19 protein-coding genes are annotated in these 21527 nt (G+C 39.5%); 13 read left to right on the top strand and 6 right to left on the bottom strand.

Going from position 1 to position 21527, the window contains the following annotated elements; genetic code table 11:
* Positions 1 to 99: 99 nt before the first annotated feature.
* Together wecB and PL11_RS06930 are read left to right on the top strand one after the other, a co-directional pair.
* Positions 100 to 1215 (top strand): non-hydrolyzing UDP-N-acetylglucosamine 2-epimerase, encoded by a 1116-nt coding sequence (gene wecB / locus PL11_RS06925; RefSeq protein ID WP_035168290.1) that lies wholly within the window; start codon positions 100 to 102, stop codon positions 1213 to 1215.
* A 26-nt stretch (positions 1216 to 1241) separates the two neighbouring features.
* The gene (locus PL11_RS06930; RefSeq protein ID WP_237047480.1) at positions 1242 to 2231 is read left to right on the top strand and encodes a YihY/virulence factor BrkB family protein; all 990 of its coding nucleotides are present in this window, start codon (positions 1242 to 1244) and stop codon (positions 2229 to 2231) included.
* Between the two features lie 47 nt (positions 2232 to 2278).
* On the opposite strand, the gene PL11_RS06935 is transcribed toward PL11_RS06930, so the two are convergent.
* The 3 genes from PL11_RS06935 to PL11_RS06945 all read right to left on the bottom strand — a co-directional run bounded on the left by PL11_RS06935 (position 2279) and on the right by PL11_RS06945 (position 4655).
* A complete protein-coding gene (locus PL11_RS06935) occupies positions 2279 to 2959 on the bottom strand; it encodes an NADPH-dependent F420 reductase (RefSeq protein WP_035168292.1) in 681 nt (226 codons plus the stop codon).
* Position 2960: 1 nt separating this feature from the next.
* The gene (locus tag PL11_RS06940; protein ID WP_035168294.1) at positions 2961 to 4007 is read right to left on the bottom strand and encodes an LLM class flavin-dependent oxidoreductase; all 1047 of its coding nucleotides are present in this window, start codon (positions 4005 to 4007) and stop codon (positions 2961 to 2963) included.
* 201 nt (positions 4008 to 4208) lie between these two features.
* The gene (locus PL11_RS06945; RefSeq protein WP_191982055.1) at positions 4209 to 4655 is read right to left on the bottom strand and encodes a flavodoxin; all 447 of its coding nucleotides are present in this window, start codon (positions 4653 to 4655) and stop codon (positions 4209 to 4211) included.
* Positions 4656 to 4740: 85 nt separating this feature from the next.
* Here PL11_RS06945 and recX point away from each other — a divergent pair, with 85 nt between their 5' ends.
* The 8 genes from recX to PL11_RS06985 all read left to right on the top strand — a co-directional run bounded on the left by recX (position 4741) and on the right by PL11_RS06985 (position 14049).
* Positions 4741 to 5541, top strand: coding sequence for a recombination regulator RecX (recX, locus tag PL11_RS06950; RefSeq protein WP_035168297.1), 801 nt, complete (start codon positions 4741 to 4743; stop codon positions 5539 to 5541).
* 93 nt (positions 5542 to 5634) lie between these two features.
* Entirely contained in the window at positions 5635 to 6198 is a 564-nt protein-coding gene (gene ntdP / locus PL11_RS06955; protein ID WP_035168299.1) for a nucleoside tri-diphosphate phosphatase, read from the top strand.
* 108 nt (positions 6199 to 6306) lie between these two features.
* Complete coding sequence (locus PL11_RS06960; RefSeq protein WP_237047481.1) at positions 6307 to 7428, top strand: AI-2E family transporter; 1122 nt, start codon at positions 6307 to 6309, stop codon at positions 7426 to 7428.
* 102 nt (positions 7429 to 7530) lie between these two features.
* Positions 7531 to 7941 (top strand): glycerol-3-phosphate cytidylyltransferase, encoded by a 411-nt coding sequence (tagD, locus tag PL11_RS06965; protein ID WP_035168301.1) that lies wholly within the window; start codon positions 7531 to 7533, stop codon positions 7939 to 7941.
* 62 nt (positions 7942 to 8003) lie between these two features.
* Positions 8004 to 8843, top strand: coding sequence for a hypothetical protein (locus PL11_RS06970; protein ID WP_035168303.1), 840 nt, complete (start codon positions 8004 to 8006; stop codon positions 8841 to 8843).
* A 12-nt stretch (positions 8844 to 8855) separates the two neighbouring features.
* Positions 8856 to 10880, top strand: coding sequence for a CDP-glycerol glycerophosphotransferase family protein (locus PL11_RS06975; RefSeq protein WP_035168304.1), 2025 nt, complete (start codon positions 8856 to 8858; stop codon positions 10878 to 10880).
* Between the two features lie 145 nt (positions 10881 to 11025).
* Positions 11026 to 12600 (top strand): peptide chain release factor 3, encoded by a 1575-nt coding sequence (locus tag PL11_RS06980; RefSeq protein ID WP_035168306.1) that lies wholly within the window; start codon positions 11026 to 11028, stop codon positions 12598 to 12600.
* Between the two features lie 21 nt (positions 12601 to 12621).
* Positions 12622 to 14049, top strand: a complete 1428-nt coding sequence (locus tag PL11_RS06985) for a C69 family dipeptidase (RefSeq protein ID WP_035168309.1) — start codon at positions 12622 to 12624, stop codon at positions 14047 to 14049.
* A gap of 60 nt (positions 14050 to 14109) precedes the next feature.
* On the opposite strand, the gene PL11_RS06990 is transcribed toward PL11_RS06985, so the two are convergent.
* The 3 genes from PL11_RS06990 to PL11_RS07000 all read right to left on the bottom strand — a co-directional run bounded on the left by PL11_RS06990 (position 14110) and on the right by PL11_RS07000 (position 18925).
* On the bottom strand, positions 14110 to 15279 hold the full coding sequence (locus PL11_RS06990) for a DUF2075 domain-containing protein (protein WP_035168313.1): 1170 nt from the start codon (positions 15277 to 15279) through the stop codon (positions 14110 to 14112).
* Positions 15280 to 15421: 142 nt separating this feature from the next.
* Positions 15422 to 16513, bottom strand: coding sequence for a MucBP domain-containing protein (locus PL11_RS06995; RefSeq protein ID WP_052127836.1), 1092 nt, complete (start codon positions 16511 to 16513; stop codon positions 15422 to 15424).
* 162 nt (positions 16514 to 16675) lie between these two features.
* A complete protein-coding gene (locus PL11_RS07000) occupies positions 16676 to 18925 on the bottom strand; it encodes an ATP-dependent Clp protease ATP-binding subunit (protein WP_035168316.1) in 2250 nt (749 codons plus the stop codon).
* Positions 18926 to 19036: 111 nt separating this feature from the next.
* Here PL11_RS07000 and PL11_RS07005 point away from each other — a divergent pair, with 111 nt between their 5' ends.
* From PL11_RS07005 to ptsP, 3 genes are all read left to right on the top strand, one after another.
* Positions 19037 to 19255 carry a hypothetical protein gene (locus PL11_RS07005; protein ID WP_237047482.1) on the top strand — a complete coding sequence of 73 codons (219 nt, stop codon included), beginning with the start codon at positions 19037 to 19039 and terminating at the stop codon, positions 19253 to 19255.
* A 125-nt stretch (positions 19256 to 19380) separates the two neighbouring features.
* Complete coding sequence (locus tag PL11_RS07010) at positions 19381 to 19647, top strand: phosphocarrier protein HPr (RefSeq protein WP_152639007.1); 267 nt, start codon at positions 19381 to 19383, stop codon at positions 19645 to 19647.
* A 3-nt stretch (positions 19648 to 19650) separates the two neighbouring features.
* Complete coding sequence (gene ptsP / locus PL11_RS07015; RefSeq protein WP_035168320.1) at positions 19651 to 21387, top strand: phosphoenolpyruvate--protein phosphotransferase; 1737 nt, start codon at positions 19651 to 19653, stop codon at positions 21385 to 21387.
* Positions 21388 to 21527: the final 140 nt, after the last annotated feature.

Consider the following 21527-nt stretch of genomic DNA (forward strand, 5'->3'; position numbering starts at 1 on the left):
CCTGCTAAAGATTATACCATAATCATAATTAATCAAATTTGCCTAACGGTATCAAAGCGATGTTTTGGTATACTTGGTTAGAAAGGAAGTTTTGAACGAATGAAAAAAATCAAAGTCATGACCATCTTTGGTACCAGACCAGAAGCCATCAAGATGGCACCGATTATTTTAAGAATGAACCAAAACCTAGACAAATTCACCCCAGTTACCGTGGTGTCTGCCCAACATAGGGAGATGCTAGACCAAGTTCTTGAAGTGTTTCACATCACTCCTGACTACGATTTGAACGTGATGAAGCAAAATCAGACACTTAGCGACATTACTACCAAGGTAATTACTGAGCTAGACGCTGTGATTGAAAAAGAATCTCCAGACATTATCTTGGTTCATGGGGATACGACCACCACATTCGCTGCCAGTGTGAGTGCCTTTTACCACAAAGTTAGTGTTGGCCATGTAGAGGCCGGATTAAGAACGTACGACAAGTTTTCACCGTATCCAGAAGAAATGAATCGTCAGCTTACAGACGTTCTCGCAGACCTATACTTTGCACCAACTGAGTTAAGCAAGCATAATTTATTACAGGAAAACCACCCAGAGTCGGGCATCTATGTTACTGGAAATACAGCAATTGATGCTTTAAAACAAACTGTCAGTGATGACTATTCCCATGCGGTTTTAAATGAAGTGAATCCAGATTCACGGATGATTTTAATGACAATGCATAGGCGGGAAAATCAGGGCGAGCCAATGCGCCAAGCGTTTAAAGCTATCAAACAGGTGATTGATAACAATCCTGATGTTGAAGTGGTCTATCCAGTCCATTTGAGTCCAGCTGTTCAAGCGGCTGCTAAGGAAGTATTTGGTAACGACGATCGAATTCATCTGATCAAACCACTAGATGTTTTGGACTTCCATAATATGGCGGCAAAGGCATACTTTATTATGACTGATTCTGGTGGAATCCAGGAGGAGGCACCTTCATTGGGCAAGCCTGTTCTTGTACTTCGAAATACCACTGAACGACCAGAGGGGATAGATGCAGGAACCCTTAAACTTGTGGGAACGGATCCAGAAAAGATTACTGAATGGATGAATCGACTATTAACTGATGAGAACGCTTATCAGGAAATGTCTGAGGCTAAGAACCCATACGGTGATGGACATGCATCTGAACGAATTTTAAAGGCAATTACCGAGAAGTTTACCGATTAGATTAAATATAGTGGGGGGATGATAAATTGGAGGCGTCAAATTCAAAAGCGTCAAAGAAATTTATGGACTTCATAAAGCTCTTTTTGGAGCATTACAAAACTGGCTCAATTTCTGATTCAGCCGTTGTCTTAGCGTTTTATTCTCTGATGGCAATTTTTCCAATTTTCTTCATTGCCGGAAGTCTTTTGAACATTTTGAATATTAAGGCAACTGAGATTCAAGCGTATTTGGAACCAATTTTTCCAGATAAAGTCTATTCAACTTTAGAACCAATCATTAAATCTACGCTGTACGGTGGGGGTGCGGGTTCCTTTTCAATTGGTTTGATTGTTACTGTTTGGTCGGCAAGTAAGGCAATTGCAGCTTTTCAACGGACTATCAACCGAACCTATGACGTTGCTGAAAACCAAAGTGGAATCAGTAACCGAATTATGTCCTTTATTTGGACGTTAGTCCTTGTGATGGTAGTCGGTGCAATTATGTTGTTTGCGGTTTTTGGCCAAATGGTAATCAAATGGTTACAACCAATTATCAAGGTTTCAAATTCACTAATTGATTTTATCGGCACAATCAAAATGCCGGTCACGTTTATCGCAATCTGGTTGTTGTTGACATTGATGTTTTATTTGGTACCAATGGCTAAGGTTAAGTTCAAGTACGTGTGGGTAGGCGGGTTGTTGTCATCTTTAGGCTTGTTGATTCTTGCTCAAGGATTTTCTTTGTACTTAGAGTTCTTCGGCAAGAATATTACCGCTTATAAAACGATTGGGACGTTCATCATCTTACTGTTCTGGCTGGACTTTTCAGCGCTGATTATGTTGGTTGGTGGGGTTATGAATGCTACCGTCCAAGAGTTTATGGCCGGTCCCGTTCAAGAACAAGGGGATGCTCTAGCAAAGGCATTTAAGCACGCCCAGCACGTAACTGGACAACATCGCCAGAAGAATAAGAATCGACCACCAAAGAAGCCTAAAAGGAAACCATCTAAAGTTAATCCTGTAAAGGCAAAAAAATAGTGTTGAGCAAGATTTGGAATTACTTCTAAATCTACTCAACACCATTTTTATTTATTAGCGTTTTTGATTTGTTTACCGAATTCTGTTTCGTCAAAGTGATCAATAACGTGCTCTAACTCTGATTTTGGAAGACTGGCACCAAATAATTCACTACCGGGCTCAGTCATAATTCCATCTGCGATGTCGTAGTGGACAACCGTATCAAATCCCATTGTGTCAACGAATGCAGCTACTTCATCGACTGCCTCGTGATTATCACCTGTTACAAACAATGCCTTGCGATCTGCTGCCCCAGCTGGGCGAGCATCTTCTTGCAGGTTGTGATAACCCATGTGGTTAAACGTCTTCACAATGGTGCTCTTGTTAAAGTATTTTTGGACTTGCTCACTTGAAGTTGAGTTTGGATCTAAAACTTCTTCTCTGATTCCATCAGTTTCCCACCAGTAGTTCATCGCATCAATTACTAACTTGTCTTTCAATAGTTTAGAATTAATGTTCTTATAACGACTCAGTGGAATTGCCAAGATGATGATATCACTCTTACTAACTACACCTTGGTTAGTTGAAGCTGTAGCTCCTGGAACCAAAGTGTCAATTGTTAAAGCGATTTTTTGGACTGAACCAGAACCTGAGATTCGGACATTATATCCGGCCGCTAATGCGAGTTGAGCAAGAACGATACCAACTTTTCCAGCCCCTAAAATTCCAACAGTTTTGATTTCAGCCATATTATTCACCTTCTGACAAAATTTCTTTAACTCGTGGGATGACCTTAGTTGCGTAAAGCTCAATCATTCGCTCACGTTGTGCAGCAGTTTGATTTCCGGCACCGTACACTAAGTCAAATCTACCTAAACCAAGTAGCTTAATTGTTCTAGCAATTCGCTGAGCTACGTGCTCAGGGTTACCAACATAGAATGAGCCAACCTTTGTTTCGCCATCAAATTGTTCACGGCTCATTGGTGCCCAACCACGGGTCAACCCAATCCGGTCAAAGTTTGCCTTAATGTTTTTCCAAGCCACCTCAACCGCGTCGTCTTCATCATCGGCGATGAAACCGTGAGAGTGAACTGCGATGGGTTGAACGGGATTGCCAAATTGTTCTGATGCTCGCTTATACAAATCAATGTAAGGAACGAAACGGTCAGCTTGACCACCGATGATGGCGATGATTACCTTGTAGCCATATTTAGCCGTTCTGATGATGGACTCAGGAGAACCACCAATCCCGATGTATGTTTCAAGACCATCATAATCAGTCTTAGGGTAAACCTCCTGATTCTTTAGTGATTCGGTAAAGTTACCGTTCCAAGTAATTGGCTTCTCTTTGAGAAGTTGGTCGTACATTTCAAGTTTTTCATTAAATAAATCATCATAATCAGTTAAATCGTAACCGAATAGTGGAAATGATTCAGTAAATGAACCACGGCCTAACATTACCTGAGCTCTACCTTGTGATAGACCTTCTAGAGTGGCAAATCGTTCATAGACCCGAACTGGATCATCAGAACTCAACACAGTAACGGCAGTAGCTAGTTTAATGTTTTTGGTTACTGAAGCAATTGCTCCCAAAACAATTTCGGGGCTAGATACACTGTAGTCTGGGCGGTGATGCTCACCGACACCGATGACATTTACTCCTAACTCATCAGCAAGCTGACCTTCTTTAACGATTTGGCGAATTGATTCACCAGCAGTTTTTAAGCTACCGTCCTCGTTAGCGACGATATCTCCAAATGTTTCAAGTCCGAATTCAAGTTTATCTACGTCGATCATGTCGTTCCTCCTATACGTACGCTTACTTTTTGTAAGTACCATAATGAGATTATTACAGATAATGCGAAAAAGCAACTGAAATTACTTATTTAGCAATAAAAAGCTGCGGTTTCCGTATTTAAAAACAAAGGTAAAATAAAAGATGACAACGGAAAAAATTCCAGTTGCCATCATGATATCAAACCTATTCAGATAATCTTACTATTTTGATTTCTCAACGATTGCTTCAACAAATTTGTCTAAATTAGCAATGTCTTCTTCGCCTGGCTCGAGGTTGATTTTTACACTTTCTGCCCCTTTGGTGGCGCCAGTCTTGGCAAAAGCAGCATCGAATTTATCGACAGCTAAGTTGTAAAATTCTTCGTAAAAAGTGTCGCCGGAACCAGCAACTCCGTATACCTTACCATTTAGGTCAAGCTCAGGTAGGTCTTCATAAAAGTCCATTCCCTCTTCTGGAAGGGCACCTTCATCATAGGTATATGGACATACGATACAAATATCTACATCTTCAAAGACTGATGGATCAGTTTGGGAAATTTCGGTTTCCGAAACGTCAATTCCAAGGTCTTCAAGATGTTCAGTAATGATGTCAGCGACATCTTCGTTATTTCCTGTAATTGTTGCGTAAACTACGTGTGCACTAGCCAAATTTATCATCCTCGAATTTTAAGTTAAAATAATTAACATAAGTATATCAAATGTCAGATTCAAAGTGAATTTAAAGGAGGCCAATATGGCATCGACAATCACTAAAATTGAAGCTCAAAAGCGTAAGGGGCGGTACAACGTCTACGTTGATGGCGCCTATGCTTTCCCAATTAGCGAGGAAGTATTGATCAAGTACCGAATTTTTAAGGGAATGGAAATCGACGAGCAGACGCAGGAACAGTTAAAGCAAGCAGATCAAGTTTCTAAGTTGTACTCCAGGGCAATTGATTTCCTTGCACATAACTTACGGACTGAATATGAAGTTCGAGAAAAATTGCTTTCTTTATCTGAGGATGAAGGTGCGATTGATGCCGTAATTGAACGACTAAAGGATCAACAGTTGGTCAATGACGCGAGGTATGCCGATAGCTATGTAACTACGGTAATTCGGGCAAGGAAGAATGGGCCGGCGTGGATTCGTAATCATTTAAAAACTAAGAGAGTGCCAGAAAATGATATTGAAAACAGCCTTGAAAAATTATTTTCCGATGATTTAGCTTTAGAAATCGCATCTGAAAGTGCTGAGAAAAACATTAAGTTAAAGAAAAATGACTCACTGAAAATGGTGCAGAATAAGACTAAAAATTTATTGGCTCAACGAGGATTTTCGTTTGAAATTGCCAATGAAGCTGTACAAAGTGTTGATATGAGTGAATTTGCTGACCGAGATGAGGCAATTATCGACCGAATGGCGGCAAGGTATGATCGAAAGTATTCGAAGTACCAAGGTTATGAGCATGAGCAACGCCTTAAGCAAGCGTTATATGCCAAGGGATTTTCAATGGACGATATTCAAGCTGCAATGGATCGGCTAAGTGAAAACTAAAACCTTTCGTCAAAACGCCTATCCTTTGATATAATCATTATTGGATTGGAAACAATCGGATGCTGATAGCTTGGTCTGAAAGTGGGTACATCTATGCCACGAGATAGCAAATTACCACGGGAAGGCGACTTCATTGCGATTCAAAGCTATAAGCACGACGGAAGCTTGCATCGTATCTGGCGAGATACGATGGTATTAAAAACTAGTGACAATTCTTTAATTGGATGCAATAACCACACATTGGTCACCGAGGACGATGGTCGTCATTGGGTGACTAGGGAGCCGGCAATTGTATATTTTCATAAAAAATATTGGTTCAACGTGGTCGCGATGATTCGTGACGATGGAATTGCTTATTATTGCAACTTAGCGTCTCCATATGTTTTGGATAAGGAAGCACTAAAGTATATCGATTACGATCTGGACGTTAAGGTTTTTCCTGACGGTAAGCGAAAGTTACTGGATGTAGACGAGTACTTAGATTTTTCAGCTAAGTGGCACTACGGTGATGAAATCGACCGGATTTTAAAGCGTAACGTGAGAATTATTGTTGATTGGATCAACAACGAAAAGGGTCCCTTTTCAAAGGAGTTTATTGCAATCTGGTACGAACGGTACTTGGAACTATCTCGTCAGAGAAATGAAGGTCGCAAATAATCAAAAGCCTCAACGGGTGATTTTATCCGTTGGGGCTTTTTGTTATTGTCTTCTAAAGTAGGCGGTGTGGTAAAATAAGCGGTAGAATTAAAACAGTGGGGGAGAGCTATGATAAATAAACTTAAAAGTTCATCACTGATGTTTTGGTCAGTAGAAATTCTGGTAGTGGTAGCAATCATTTGGGGTTGTACGAAGATTAGTTTTATGTTTAACCCAATTGCAATTTTTGCTTCAACCGTTTTTATTCCAATTTTATTGGCGGGCATCTTATTCTACATGCTAAATCCAGTGGTTAATTTATTAACTAAAGTTAAAATTGGGAAGAAGAACATTTCTAGAACATGGGGTGTGGCCGTGGTGTTTCTATTATTGGTCGCAATCATTGTTTTAGTTGCCGCGGTGTTCATTCCTAAATTAACCAACCAATTGGTCAACCTGGCCAATCAATTGCCAAGTGTAATTGATGATTCTAGAAAATTACTAGACAAGATTTTCAAAAATGCTAATTCACAGGAACTTTTGAAGAAAATTGATTTTAGTTCCATTAATGATAAAATTTCGAAAAACATTACTAGTTATGCTGACGGAATTATAAGCGGATTAACCAATGGTATTGGTAGCGTGATTTCGGCAGCTGCAAATGCGGTAATTGTTATCATCACCGTACCAGTTGTTCTATTTTATATGCTAAAGGATGGCCATAAGTTAGCTCCAACGATTAAACGGGTTCTTCCAGAAAAGCATGAAGCCCAAATTATGGATTTATTGTCAGAAATGAGCTCTACGATTTCTAAGTACATCAGTGGGCAAATGATCGAGTGTTTGTTCGTTGGAACTTTTACTGCTATTGGTTACTGGATTATCGGTTTGCCATACGCTCTGTTACTGGGTGTGATTGCGGGAATTTGTAACATCATTCCGTACATTGGTCCTTACATCGGAATTGCTCCGGCATTAGCGGTGTCACTTTCAACCGGTAGTTGGCTAAACGTGATTTATAACATCGTAATTGTATTAGTCGTTCAACAAGTGGATGGTAACTTGGTTTATCCAAATGTGATTGGGAAGTCACTGCAAATCCATCCCCTAACAATTATTATTATTTTATTGGCAGCAGGAAATATTGCTGGGCTGATGGGAATGATTCTCGCAATTCCACTTTATGCAATTGTTAAAGTTGTGGTCGTACATCTTTACAACATCTTTAAGTTGCGGGATTTGCAAGACTGATTAACTTTAAGAAGGCTTAATAATTATTGACGTAGAAGTTGTTTATGCTAGTATTTAGTATGTGTTTATTAATTCGAAAGTTAATAGAATTTAGGAGATTTTATGAAAAAAGTAATTACGTATGGAACATTTGATTTGCTCCATAAAGGACATGTTCGTTTGCTTAAACGTGCAAAGGAACTGGGAGATCATTTAACAGTTTGCTTATCATCAGATGAATTTAATGCTGAAAAAGGGAAGAAAGCTTACACTTCATATGAAGACCGCAAGTACATTTTGGAAGCTATTAAGTACGTTGATGAAGTTATTCCAGAATTCAACTGGGATCAAAAAATTTCTGACGTTGTCGACAACCATATCGATACTTTCGTTATGGGTGATGACTGGAAAGGCAAGTTTGATTTCTTAAAGGACTATTGTGAAGTTATCTACTTACCAAGAACTGAAGGGATTTCAACAACTAAAATCAAGGAAGACCTTGGTTTATCAGACTCAGACACTTGGAAAGCCTAAGTTAATAAGATTAAATATCCCCAGTGATTGAGCTAGGGATATTTTATTATCAGGAGGAAAAAATGAAGCAAGCACTGTTTTTGGTGACATCAATTGATGGCTTAAAGAAGCCCACGTTCAACGGTAAAATTGAAGCACTTCAGGGTGACGATTGTGAAGTAGCCATCTTATTAGCCATGACAAATTTTGATGAGGTCTACCAAGCAAGAAAAGTAATTCGCAATGTTCGCGGAAATATCGATGTCGATAAGCTCCGAGTGATCAGTTTATTTGAAGTGTACAGAAGTGAACCTGGAGTTCCACTTAAAGATGGTGAAATAATTCAAACCGACTTTTCGAATTTGGATGTGCATGAGATTGATGTTCCGCAAGGCACTGTTAAGCGGTTTGTAACTCAAAGTGGGGACCTAAAAGCTGAATCGTTGTTTGTCAATGAGGCGCTTGTTCACACCGTGTTTTTTGATGAAGCTGCTCAAGTTGTTCAAATTAGCGACTACATAAATGATCAGCTTTTTGGAGTGGTGAAGTATCGCGATGGGGATGTTTTTGAGAGCCTTTTAATGAATGAAAATGGTGAATTGCTATTTAGATTTACTGCTTCTCAAGTTTCAAAAAAGGTTAGATATTTACTCGGAAACACTGCAGTTGTTGAAGCCCCACAAGAACTTTTGGGAACCGTTGAAAACGAGAAGAAACCAATCAAAGAATTCGAATCCAGCGTTAAGACGGATGCCGTTAAAGTAATCTCATATTCTGACTTTAAACGTTACGACGATATTAATTCATTTTACAAACGTTTGATTGCTAACATGCAATTAGAAAATGCAGAAATTTATCTTGATGCTGTTGATATGGTGGATGTTGCTAAGTATTTGCCAAAACAACGAATTTTTAATTATTAAGGGGACGTAAAAGTGCGTGCAATACTTTCTGGAGTTCATCAAAAGAAGAATAACCAAGTACTAGAGTTTGAATTACTAGATGTTGTCGGTTCTCTTGATAACTCATACATTTTATTTGTTGAAAAAAATAGTCAAGCTTCAATTATGCAGCCAATCAATAAGGTGTTAAGTCATAATATCATTAGAATAACCGTTGATGCACAAGATTTTCACTTTGATAACACCGACCAAACTGAATTTGAATGGCAGATTTATTTCGTAACTAATTCAGCTAGTACTAAAGAAGTTGTCCAAGTTGAAAGTGAGTATCTAAGTGATCGTCATCAGTTGGAATTAACTAGTTACTATCAATTTAATTCTGACCCTGCAGGGATGGCTAACTTTAACATTCGAACAAAGCAGTCAGACGAACACTTCATGACCAACTCAATCAACTTGACTGACACTAGTCTGGAAATTACCGGATACAACAAAATCAACGGGACTAAAATCAATAACCAACGTGTGATTTTGAAGAGTCAAGAAAGCGGGACTACACTAGATTTTCCAATCACGGAAACAATGTTTTCTGGGATGTTTACAGTAGCAATTCCACTAACCGATATCCCACAGAATTCGGCTTGCTTGCTATTTATTAACTACGAATTGAACGGGCAAAATATTGAGCAAAAGATGATCATTGCTAAGTCACTTGCTGGTCAGGCCACGGATATTGCATTACCTGGTAATCGGGAAATCATGCTTGAAAAGCGCTTTGACAACAGTGTGTTGGTAAAGGAATTTCCTGGGGCATCATTCGGCCAAAAGGTAATGGCGGCTGGTGGCAAAGCCAGCAACGTAGTCGACGTGATCAACATGATTCAAGATAAGCTCAACTTGATGCGGATGCGGTTCTTATTTAAACGTGGCCATTCACCATTTGAAAACACCACAATCGTGTTTGAAAGTTTTGGAGGTCGTCAAGTTAGTGATAGCCCATATGCGATTTACCAACTTTTCCAAAAGCTATATCCAGGAATCAATATGGTTTGGTCAATTGATAAATCACTCAAATCTTTCTGTAAAGAAAACGGAATTCGGTACGTAGTTCGTCGGACTAACAAGTGGGTTAGAACCCTTGAAAAGTCCCAATTTTGGATCAGCAACGCCCGTTATCCAGCATGGGTTAAAAAACCTAATTATGTAACTTACATTCAAACTTGGCATGGGACCCCACTTAAAAAGTTAGGACTAGACATCGAGAATGTTTCTATGCCCGGAACCACAACGGCAAAGTACCATAAGAACTTCGTTAAAGAAGCTAATAGGTGGGACGCATTGGTATCACCTAATGATTACTCAACCCAAATCTTCCGTTCAGCATTTGGATTTAATAATCAAATTCTAAAAATTGGGTATCCCCGAAATGATGAGTTAATCAATACTAAGCCTGATGAAATCACAGCTTTAAAAGAGGAATTAGGAATCCCCTTGGACAAAAAAGTGGTTATGTACGCACCAACGTATCGGGATAACCAATTTGCTCAAAAGGGTAAGTATACCTTTGAGTTGCCGTTTGACCTTGATGACTTTAAGCGTTCATTCGGGGATGATACGGTGCTCATCTTGAGAATGCATTATTTGATTTCGAATGCCTTAGACATTTCGCAGTACGAAGACTTTGTTTATGACTTTTCAAGTCATCCAAACATTTCTGATCTGTACTTGGTATCTGATTTATTGATCACCGATTACTCGTCAGTATTCTTCGACTACGCATATCTCAAGCGCCCAATTCTCTTTTATCCTTACGATTATCACTTGTACAAGGAAGAACTTCGTGGCTTCTACCTGGATTACGAAAAAGATTTACCGGGTAAGATTGCGAATACGCCAAAGCAACTACTTGAAGAAATTCATCACGCTTTGAAACACCCTGATATGAGTGCTAACCAACAGTTTATGAACTTTTATAATCGGTTCTGTGCAATTAACGATGGTTTGAGTTCACTTAAAGTGGTTAACTACGTAATGCACCAAATTGAAAAGGGAGTTTAACTCCGAAAAAACTCTAGGCTCAGTCATTTTGGCTGAATCTAGAGCTTTTTAATTAGGGTAATCTTGAATATTTCCCCCTCTATTTGGTAGACCGCTAAAATGTGTTAAAATTAATTGGTAGATTTTACGATCGAAAGGAAATAATATGACAGACCAACAATTAAAGCAGGCGGACACTAACCGACGAACGTTTGCAATCATTTCTCACCCCGATGCTGGTAAGACAACGATTACTGAACAATTACTTTTGTTTGGTGGCGTAGTTCGAGAAGCTGGTACGGTTAAAGCTAGAAAGACTGGAAACTTTGCCAAGTCTGACTGGATGGAAATTGAGCAAAAACGTGGAATTTCCGTTACTAGTTCGGTAATGCAGTTTGACTATTCAGGTAAACGAATTAACATTTTGGATACCCCAGGACATGAGGACTTCTCTGAGGATACTTACCGGACTTTAATGGCTGTTGACTCAGCAGTCATGGTAATCGATTCCGCTAAGGGAATTGAGCCCCAAACAAAGAAATTGTTCCAAATTTGTAAGATGCGGGGAATCCCGATCTTCACATTCATGAACAAGCTTGACCGTGATGGTCGGGAGCCCATGGACTTAATTGATGAATTGGAAGAAGTTTTGGATATTGAAGCTTACCCAATGAATTGGCCAATTGGCATGGGTAAGACATTGACGGGAATCTTTGACCGTTATAATCACCGAGTTGAATTGTACAAGCATGATGATCCATCCGAAATGGTTGAACTAGATGATGACAACAATCCAATCAATAATGCTGAATTGAGCGAAGACCAACAGTTTGAGGAAGCTAAAGACAATATTGATTTGTTAGACACCGCTGGTAACCAGTTTGATGCTGAAAAAATCAAAACGGGGGACCAGACGCCGGTATTCTTTGGTTCAGCCTTAGTTAATTTTGGAGTTAAGACATTCTTTGATGCATACTTAAACTTTGCTCCAGCTCCTAGCCCCCATAAGACTGAAGAGGGAGAAGCAATTGATCCTGCAAGTGATCAGTTCTCTGGATTTGTGTTTAAAATCCAAGCCAATATGAATCCTAATCACCGGGACCGAATCGCTTTTGTCCGGGTATGTTCAGGCGAGTTTGAAAAGGGCATGGACGTTAACCTATTTAGAACTCAGAAAAAGATGCGGCTTTCTAACGTGACTGAGTTTATGGCCAATACCCGAGAAAATGTCAAGACTGCTGTTGCTGGAGACATTATCGGGCTATACGATACTGGTAATTTCCAGATTGGCGATACGATTTATACTGGGAAAAATGCCATTCAATACGAAAAGTTGCCACAATTTACCCCTGAGTTGTTTGTACGGGTAGCAGCTAAAAACGTAATGAAACAAAAGTCATTCCATAAGGGAATCAACCAGCTAGTTCAAGAGGGTGCCGTGCAACTTTACACGTCCTACTCGACGAACGATTACATTTTGGGAGCTGTCGGACAACTTCAATTTGAAGTGTTCCAATTTAGAATGCAAAATGAGTACAACTCTGAAGTTACCATGGAACCAATGGGCAAGAAAACTGCTCGTTGGATCGATCCGGAACAGCTTGATGAGAAGATGTCTTCATCTCGGAACTTGCTTGTTAAGGATCGCAATGGTGATCCACTATTCTTGTTTGAAAATAACTTTGCTTTGCGTTGGTTTAAGGACAAATATCCTGATGTTGAACTAACTGCTAAGCTATAAAAAAATGAAAGAAGTGCCATTATGAGTTACAAACATTTATCAGCATGTACCAGTGTATTAGTCGGTAAAAATGCTTCAATCGACGGATCAACGATGATTGCCAGAAATGACGATACGTTCCTACCGCTAACACCCCAAAGATTTTACGTTCACGATGCAGTAACTGGTCGGAAGAAAACTTGGGTTTCAGGTCAAAATGGTTTTACAGCAGAGATGCCAGCTGATGGATATCGCTACTTAGCAACTCCTAACGTTGAAGTTGATAAAGAAGGCGTATACGCTGAAAGTGGCTTTAATGAAAAGAACGTTGCTATGAGTGCCACTGAAAGTGTTTATGGGAACGAACGAGCACTTGCATTTGATCCACTAGTTGAAAATGGACTTGCAGAAGATTCAATGCAATCAATGGTATTGCCATTTATCAACTCAGCTCGTCATGGGGTTGAATACCTCGGAAACTTGATCAAGGAATATGGTTCTCCAGAAGGAAACGGCGTTTTGTTCTCTGATAAAGACGAAGTTTGGTACATGGAAATCGTTACTGGTCATCACTGGGTTGCTCAACGGATTCCTGACGACGCTTATGCTGTTACAGCAAACCAAGTTGCAATCCAACAAGTCGATTTTAATGATCCTGATAACTTTATGTACTCTGATGGAATTCAAGAATTTGTTGAAAAATATCATTTAAATACTGATAAGAAGGGCTTTAACTTCCGCCATATTTTTGGTACCGATAATGAAAAAGATCGTCATTACAACACTCCTCGAGTTTGGTTTGGACAGAGATATTTGAATCCTGAAATTAAGCAGGAACCAACTTCATCAGACCTACCATTTATTTGCCACACTAGTAAAAAAATCAGTGTGGAAGATATTGAGTATATCTTAAGTTCTCACTACAACGAGACTGAGTTCGATCCCTTGGCTCGTGGAAATGAAGATACTAAAACAAAGTTCCGACCAATCTCAATGAACCGGACGCAAAACTCACACGTTTTGCAAATTAGAAACGATGTTAATGAAGAGGCCTCAGCCATTATGTGGTTATCGTTTGGGGTTCCTGCTTACAGCCCATTTGTGCCATTCTTTGGTAATGTGACTGATACTGACCCAAGTTACTCAGAAACACCGGTTCACTGTGACGACGTGAGTGCTTATTGGATGTATAGAAAACTTTCTGTTTTAGTTGAATCTCACTACTCAGAATTTATCCAAGATGACGTTGACTTCTTAACGGCTTCGAAGGAAAAACTTCGTCGTCATGTTCAAGACTCACTGGACAAGGCTGCCGGAATGACAGGTCAAGCATTGACTGATTACCTAACGGAGCAGAACCATACAATCGTTAAGGTAATGAGAGATGATGTTGAGGACTTCATGCACCGCTTATTTGAAAAGGGATTGACCCTTTCTAAACTGACTTACAATATGGATAAAAACCTATAAAAAATAAAGCCCACCCACACAGAACGAATGAGAAATTCATCTTGTGTGGATCGGCTTTTTTTATTTGGTTGATTGATACAATTCGACTAATCGTTGACGCAGGGCATCATCGTAGGCGGTTAGGTAAAGTCCGTACTTACCACGTTTAATGAGGACGTTAAGCACATTGGCGATAAATTCTTTGTACTCTTCATTCGTGAAGTGGATATCTTTTCGTTTCTTAAAGATTTCTTTGTGGGAATACTTTTCGGGAATGATGGTCATTGAATCAGTTTGTTTGTCGTATCCAAAAGACGGACCAATAATCATTCCGACGTAGTTTAAATCAAATCCTTGCAAAGTATAGATTGTGCCAACTTGGGTGATCGAACCTTCACGTTTAGCCCAGTGGGTTCTTTGTGGGTCCCACTCATCCCATGGGAGGCTGAATGAATCCATTTCAACATTGTGGCGACCATCTATCCGTGGAAATCCGGAGGTGGCCACTACGCGGCTCATACCAACTTCTTTATTGCGCTTTTTAATGTTTTCAAACAATTCTCCAGCAGTATCAAAAACTTTAAATTCAAAGTCGCTATTTTCAGGGAATGGTTTCATTGGTTTTTGTTCAGTTAACTCATCCATCCAGGCGACTTGCTCATCGCTAGCTACCATTCTGTACTGGAAGTTCATACTAAATAGTTTGTGAGGATGGTTACCAATTGTCTTTTGCAGTAACTGTTTATCCCAATACATTTTTGATTGGAAGACTTGGTCAAAGTCATAAACAACTACTACGACCTTTGCAAGATTCATAAGGTCGGTTAATTGATTCTGACCACGGTAATGTGCATATGGTTCTGGTTTTGAATAGAGCAGGTGAGCTTCGTCAACAAAGATAATGTCATATTTTTCGTGATTTTTTTGAGCGTAATTGATCAAGGATGTTGGTCTTCTGATTGAGCTGACCTTCATGTTTGGAATTGATGCCCCCAGATCACGGTATGCCTTGTACAACTCTGGGTGGTTTACCACTAGCGAGGTCTTGTAATGCTTGTCAGTCATGTATTTTCTAACTAACTCCATAAGGACTACTGACTTACCTGTACCCGCAGCCCCTTCAATAACAGCCACTGAGTGTTGATTGTTGTTCATTGCTTGGCTGATATAGCCGTTGATGTCTGTGATAACGTGCTTTTGATCATCAGAAAGGTCATCAACAAAAAATTGTTCTTGAAGAATCTTATTCATGTAATTACTCCTAAATTAGCAGGATTTTAAAATAAAAAAGCTATTCCATTATAGCAGAACTTTTGGTCTGATTGCAGTCCGTCATGAGATGTACGAAAAGAGGAGGAGCAGCCATGGATACTTTGGCTGTCCCTCCTCAAATTTAATTTACAATTACGTACCTTGCCGGGATGACCCCAATGCCTTTTAGTGAATACCATTTAATATTTTGATCATCCAAAATGGTTGATTCAATTTTAACTGGAGTGCCATTTTCTAAGGTAGTTACCACTTTACTGTACGGTTTGTCGTATACATCAACGGTTTTATTATCTAAAAAATCAATGTAGCCATCGAGCATTGTCAAACTCGATTGCAATTTAGTAACATCCTCTGCATCGATTTCTGAGGGTGCTGAACTCAAGGCAACATCATCTCCGGTTATCCATTGAGCACCGCCAATGTTGTACCACGTTTGTTGATCCTTCATATCAATCTTTAAGAAGACCTTGATAATCAGGCCCTTTGGCATTTTAGTTCTTAAAGCTTCACCATGCGGGTATTCATAAACGGTGTGGGCAGTATTTAGCTTAACGTAGTACTCAACGGGCTGAACAGTTTCCCACTGGTCATGGCGGTAATAGAAAGTAACGTCATGGCCTTCATGGTCAAAGTACCCATATTTTTTACCAGTGCTATTGGTAACCCGATATCCAGGAATTTCAGGGGCAGAAATCTCGTAAAGTTGCTTCAATTTTCCAGTTACCATCGATACTGGGCGGAGCATCTCTGCCGTATCATAATTAACTGTGTAAACTTTAACGGGTGCCGCCAACTTTAAAGAATAGTGAAAAACAATTTTTTGATCAGTAACATCAAACCAGTTAGTGAAGTTATCCGTGTCTTCCAAAATATAATCCGGAAAGTCAGGAAGTTTTAAATTCAACTTGGTACCACTTTCACCTACTAAAATATCTGGCTCACGTAAGTCTTTGCCATCGCTGTCAACATAGAATAGAGTGGTCGATGTGATTTGCGGATTAACTTCAATTTGGCTTGAAGTTATATCCGGTACAGTTTCCTCTTTAGGGGGAGTTACGGCGTCCTTTTTTTCAGTATTAATTTCACTGCCTGGTGTGCTGGTCTTGAAAATTGACTTCCGTGGTTTTTTACCAAACCGATTGGCGGCATTTCGTTGATTGCCACGTCGTGAGAGTCGACTAATTTTATTATTGATCCAGTTAAAAAAAGCCATTTATGATCCACTCCCCCCCAAAAAACATTTAATAAAAAAATTATATCATACAATTTTGAGTTAATTGCTGATAAAAGGGGATTCTTAAGGATGTTTAAGATATTGATATGTAAAGAAAAAATTCCGTTCATGGTGAACGGAATTTTTGCCTGACTATTTAGTTTACTTGTCCTCATCTTCAGAATGTTGATTATCTTCTGAGGTTGATTGAGTATCACTTGATGAAGAAATTACGATTTCATCGTCCTTAACATCCGCGTATAGCTTAGCATCAGCTGAGTGGTCAAGATAGTAATCCGCAACCTTATCTTCAATTTCTTCTTGAATAACTCTTCTCAATGGACGAGCTCCCATTGCTGGGTTGTAACCTAGATCAACTAACTTCTTCTTGGCAGCATCTGAAACTTCAATGTTCAAGTTTTGTTGAGCAAGCATTTCGTTAACATCATCAATCATCAAGGAAACAATTTGTTGTAAGTTTTCCTTTGAAAGTGGGTTGAACTCAATAACATCATCGAAACGGTTCAACAATTCTGGCTTGAAGTAATTAGTTAATTTGTCGATGACTGAGTGAGTCTTTCCTGAAGCGGCAGCAGCAAAACCTACGTTAGCTTCTGAATCACCAGTACCGGCGTTACTTGTCATGATGATAATTGTATCCTTGAATGAAACGGTTCTGCCTTGACTATCAGTCAATCTACCATCATCGAGGATTTGTAGGAACATGTGAAGTACGTCAGGGTGGGCTTTTTCAACCTCATCCAACAGGATCAAACTGTATGGGTGGCGACGAACTTGCTCAGTTAACTGACCAGCTTCATCATATCCTACATATCCAGGAGGCGAACCGATCAATTTAGCCACTGAGTGTGGTTCCATGTACTCAGACATATCGAATCGAATCATTGAATCTTTAGATCCAAATAGTTGATATGCGAGCTGCTTTGCCAACTCAGTCTTACCAACTCCAGTAGGACCTACAAATAAGAACGAACCAATTGGCCGACCGGTTCCGTTGAACCCAACACGGTTACGTCTGATTGCACGAGCAACCTTTTCAACCGCATCGTTTTGGCCGATAACGTGTTCTTCTAGGTTAGGGCCAAGGTTCTTAAGTTGCTGTTGCTCTTGAGCCTGAAGTTCACCAACAGGAATCTCAGTTTTTTCCTCAACGATTTTTTGCATATCGGATTCAGTAACTTCTGGAATTGATGAAGGATCAACGTTTCCGTCAGACTTCTTTTGTTCCAGTTTTGATACTTGGTCACGGTAGTAAGCTGCTTTTTCGTAGTCTTCGTTTTTAAGAGCATCTTGTTTTTGATTTTCAGCACTTTTGATTTTTTCGTCAATAGTTGCTGGATCAACAACGTTAATGGTTAAATTCTTGCGTGAGCCGGCCTCATCCAAAAAGTCAATTGCTTTATCTGGCAAGAAACGATCTTGAATGTAGCGGTCTGACAATTCAACAGCTGCCTTGATAGCATCATCAGAATACTTAACATGGTGATAATCTTCGTAGCGCTTTTGAATCCCTTGCAGGATCTTGACTGATTCCTCTGGTGAAGGTTCATTAACAGTGACTGGTTGCAAACGACGAGCTAACGCTGAGTCTTTTTCAATGTCACGATATTCCTTCAAGGTAGTGGCACCAATCAATTGGAACTCACCACGAGCAAGTGCAGGTTTTAAAACATTTCCGGCGTCCATTCCGCCTTCAGCGTTACCAGCACCCACGATTTCGTGAATTTCATCAATAAATAAGATAATGTCAGGATTATCTTGAACCTCTTTAATCAATTGTTGCATTCTTTGTTCGAATTGGCCTCGAATACCGGTTCCTTGAACAAGAGAAACAACATCTAGTCTGATTACTTGCTTATTTTGAAGTTTTGCAGGAACATCGCCAGAAACGATTTGTTGTGCTAATCCTTCAACAACGGCAGTTTTACCAACACCAGCTTCACCAATTAAAACTGGGTTATTTTTGGTCCGACGGTTTAAAATTTCAACCACACGGCTAATTTCGCTGTCACGACCAATAACTGGATCGATTTTCCCATCCTTAGCTAGTTGGGTCATATTGATACCGTACTGGCCTAATAATGAGTTCCCGTTACCTGAACGACCGTTTTGACCGCCGTTATTAGTGGGGCCTTGCGGTTGGGTAGGAGGAATTGATGATTGTGGGTTGTTGAACTCTGGATTTCCGCCTTGCATAGCGCGGAAAATGTCATCCAATCCACCAAATCCAAATGGATCTTGTGCCATATCCTGAGCACCTCCCTGGTTTCTTTGTCTGTTAGTCAGGAGTTGATAGCAATTTTGGCAAAGGTTAATTGTTTGCTTTGAACCATTTACATTCGTATATAAATGGATAGTTGCTTCATTTTGATGGCAATTTTGGCATAGCATTAATTGCTTTCCTCCTTTAAAATTAGGAATAAAGGTGTTGGTCAAAAAATCACTGACCAACTTTGACCTTCGAAAATTATTATACAATATCCAATAAGAGAATCAAGTAATATGACTAATGTTTGGGGTGACTTTATGGATAAGACTGATTTTACTGATCAATTACAAAAATTAAAGGATGGAGAACTCAACGAACTTACAGTTCAGCCGAATGACTTTATGGTATTTCAAGAAGCATTCATGGATTTTGATGCTAGAAAACGGGTTGTTGGGGCAGCTCAAAAAGGCGGAACCGTCGTCTATACCTTTGAAAAAGATCAAAAAGAATGAAAAAAGTCTGTAAGCGGTTCATTTAAACTTGTGTTTTAGTTTATTAATTGATATTCTAAATAGGTAAAGATGAATTTTGACTTAACTAGGCTTAAGCCAAATAAACTCAGAGGAGAATGATAACAATGGAAAAACACGAATATAACATTACTGCTGAGACTGGAATTCACGCTCGTCCAGCTACTCTTCTTGTTCAAACAGCAAGCAAATTTAACTCAGACATTACACTTGAATATCAAGAAAAGTCAGTTAACTTGAAGTCAATTATGGGTGTTATGTCACTCGGAGTTGGTCAAAGTGCATCAGTTACCATTACTGCAGATGGCGATGACGAAAAGCAAGCCATTGAAGCTATTACAGATACTATGAAACAAGAAGGATTAACAGAATAAAAAATGAAAAAGTTCAAGGGAATTGCTGCTAGTGATGGAATTGCAATTGAAAAAGCGTTTCTCCTAGCCGAACCTGATCTTTCATTTACGAAACATACTGTAAATAATTCTGAAGACGAAGTTGCCCGCTTACAACAGGCAGTTCGACTTTCAAAAGATGAGTTATTTACAATACATCAAAGAACCCAAAAAGACCTCGGTAGACATGCAGCTGAGGTCTTTAATGCACATATAGAGATTTTATCTGATCCAGAATTTTTCGATCAGGTTAACCAGATTATTTCTGAAAATCAGGTAAACGCTGAGTACGCCTTGGACACCATCACTAACCAGTACATTGAAAAGTTTAATTCTTTGGCTGACACGTATATGCAGCAAAGAGCTGATGATGTGCGTGATGTTGTTAAACGAGTTATGAGTCACCTTCTTGGCGTGTCACTGAATGATCCCGCATTAGCGAATCAGCAGGTAATTGTCATTGCCCACGAATTGACCCCAAGTATGACGGCACAGTTCGTTCCTGAGATGATTAAGGGAATTGTCGCTGATTTAGGTGGGAAAACTTCGCACTCAGCAATTATGTCGCGGACTTTGGAAATTCCATCTGTGGTTGGCTTAGAAAATATTATGGATAATGTTCATGAGGGCGATATCGTAATTGTGGATGGATTGACGGGGGATGTAATTGTCGATCCAGAGCCAGATCAGGTTGAAGAATATCGAGTAAAGCAGGCGGAATTCCAAAAGGAAAAGGCCTCTTTGGATGAGCTTACTTCAAAGAAAACTTTGTCAAATGATGGCAAGAAGACACTATTAGCCGCTAATATTAGTTCGGATAATGATGTGGATTTTGCAATCAAACATGGTGCTGAAGGAGTAGGCTTGTTTAGAACGGAATTTTTGTACATGAGTACCAATAAACTGCCAACTGAAGAAGAGCAGTTCGAAATTTACAAGAATGTTCTTAATAAGATGGGGTCACGGCCCGTAACCATTAGAACTGCTGATATTGGTGGCGATAAACCGGTTCCTTACCTCAAAGCACCTAAACAAGAAAATCCGTTTTTAGGTTATCGAGCAATTCGGTTAAGCCTTGACCGCGAGGATATTTTTAGAACGCAATTAAGAGCCTTGATCAGAGCATCGGCTTTTGGAAACCTATCAATTATGTTCCCAATGATTGCAACTCTTGATGAACTGCGACGAGCAAAGGCGGTTTATGAAGAAGAACTTGCAAAAGTTGAGGATGAGGACATTCCTCACGGCGAGATTAAAGTAGGAATGATGGTTGAAGTTCCGTCTACAGTTGTCTTAGCGGATCAGTTTGCAGCAGAAGTTGACTTCATGAGCATCGGAACCAATGATTTAATTCAATATACGATGGCTGCTGATCGGGGAAACGAAAAAGTAGCCAATCTATATCAACCATATAACCCTTCAATTTTGAGAATGATTAAAATGGTTGCAGATGCTTGTCATAGCAACAACATTCCCGTATGTATGTGCGGTGAAATGGCTGGTGACCAGCTAGCTATTCCAATTCTATTTGGAATTGGTCTTGATGAGTACTCTATGAGCGCCCGCCAGATCTTACCAAGTAGGTCTTTGATCAGCACCTTAGAATCTGACAAAATGGTCGCGTTGGCTAATAGAACTTTGAGCTTTTATTCAACAAGCTCGGAGGTCATTTATGACGTTAAACGTACGCTATATGATGATTACGAAGATACTTATAAATAACTTAACAAACCGGCTAATAAATTGATTTTACTCAATTATCAGCCGGTTTTTTATTTTGACGGTTTGCAATACATTTTTGAAACAAATATAATTACAATGATTATCTAAAAGCCGTTTTATTAGACTTTGATCACTTAAAC

This window comes from Lentilactobacillus curieae, assembly GCF_000785105.2.
In the GTDB taxonomy this organism is placed as follows: domain Bacteria; phylum Bacillota; class Bacilli; order Lactobacillales; family Lactobacillaceae; genus Lentilactobacillus; species Lentilactobacillus curieae.